Annotated in this window: 2 protein-coding genes; one reads left to right on the forward strand and one right to left on the reverse strand. The window is 73.1% G+C overall.

Going from position 1 to position 1,689, the window contains the following annotated elements:
• The coding region (locus tag ABZ641_RS36185) for a transposase (protein WP_359988726.1) at positions 1–552 on the forward strand (552 nt) is incomplete at its 5' end.
• 32 nt (positions 553–584) lie between these two features.
• Here the strand turns inward: ABZ641_RS36185 and ABZ641_RS36190 are convergent.
• Entirely contained in the window at positions 585–1,628 is a 1,044-nt protein-coding gene (locus ABZ641_RS36190; RefSeq protein WP_359988728.1) for a glycosyltransferase family 4 protein, read from the reverse strand.
• Positions 1,629–1,689 lie beyond the last annotated feature (61 nt).

Below are 1,689 nucleotides of genomic sequence, written 5' to 3' on the forward strand. Positions count from 1 at the left end.
CCCACCCTGGCCCCCGGGCAGGCCAGGACGATGCGGGTGAACCACACCTACGGCCGCGGCGGGGCCCTGGCCTATCTCGCCGCCTACGACGTCCACCACGCGAAGGTCTTCGGCCGCTGCGAGCCAACCACTGGCATCTCCCCCTTCATGGCCCTGGTCAACCAGGTCATGAGCCAGGAGCCGTACGCTAGCGCGAAGCGCGTGTTCTGGGTCGTGGACAACGGCTCCTCCCACCGCGGCCGAAAAGCCGCCGACCGGCTGGCATCGGCCCACCCGACCGCCGTGCTCGTCCACACCCCCGTCCACGCCTCCTGGTTGAACCAGGTGGAGATCTTCTTCTCCGTCGTCCAACGCAAGGTCGTCTCACCCAGCGACTTCACCGACCTGAAGCAGGTCTCGGACCGGTTCCGAGCATTCGAAGACCGCTACAACGCCACGGCACAGCCGTTCCAGTGGAAGTTCACGACCTCCGACCTGAACGATTTACTGGCCAGGCTCGACCGACATGCCGCCGATCACCCAGAAGAATCCTCCACAGCCCTCACAACCTGACCAACCCCCGAAGGAATTGCGACGCCGACCACTTAGCGCTGGGCCGTGCGGGCCGCAAGTACGCCGCAGTACAGGTCCTGGATGCTCCGCAGCCAGGTGGCCTCGGTGAAGTGTTCTTCGAAGGTCCGGCGGCAGTGCGTCCGCAGGGCCGGGAAGCGGGCACCGGCGGCGGCGAGGACGGGGCCGAGCGGTTCGTCCCAGCGGACGACCGTGCCGGTGCCGCGGGCCCGGACGGTCTCGGCGACGGACGAGCCCTCGAAGGCGAGCACCGGCAGCCCCGCGGCGAGCGCCTCGACCTGCACCAGCGGGGCGCCCTCCAGGCAGCGGCTGGGGAAGACCAGGCCCCGCCAGCCGGGCAGCCGGCGGCGGAGCTCGGCGCGTTCCAGGCGCCCGAGGAAGCGGACCTGCGGCGGGGCCGCCGCCCGGGCCCGGTCGAGGAGTTCGCCCTCGCCCACGACGTCCAGCGGTTCGTCGGCCGGCCAGCGTGCCAGCAGCTCCAGCACGCCCTTCTCGGGGGTCAGCCGGCCGGCGAAGAGCCACCGCCCCCCGGTGCCGCCGGCCGGCCGGGGCAGCGGGTCGTCGACGAAGTTCGGGATCAGCGCGGTGCGTTCGGCGGCCACGCCGGCCCGTACGTAGGTGCGTCGGCCCGACTCGGAGAGCAGCACCAGCCGGTCGGCCCGGCGCAGCAGCGGATCGCCGTCCGGCCCGCGGCGGTTGGCCCAGGCGAGCGGCGCGGTGGCCAGTCGGGAGCCCCGGTAGCAGCCGTGCCGCAGTCCGGCGAAGGGGCTGCCGTCCGGGCACGCGGTGCAGGTGGCCCCGTCCCGGAAGAGCGCTGCACCGGCGCACAGCGGGCGGTAGTTGTGCAGGGTCGCCACCAGCGGGCCCGGCCAGTTGCGGACCCAGCTGCGGCCGAAGTTGGGGAAGAGGTTGTGGACGTGCACCACGTCCGGGGCGAAGGCCCGCAGTTCCGCGACGGGGGAGCGGCCGCGGCCGGTGGCGACGGTGGCGGCGGCCCGCAGCGGGTGGAGGGGGGTGCGGGCCCCCACGTCGGGGTGCGGCTCCCAAATGCTGATCAACCCCCACCTGCAACACCACGTCGGCCCCCTCCAGGACGACCAGAGGAGGCGCGCGGGCACC

The sequence above is a fragment of the Kitasatospora sp. NPDC007106 genome (assembly GCF_040634455.1).
GTDB classification, from domain to species: domain Bacteria; phylum Actinomycetota; class Actinomycetes; order Streptomycetales; family Streptomycetaceae; genus Kitasatospora; species Kitasatospora arboriphila.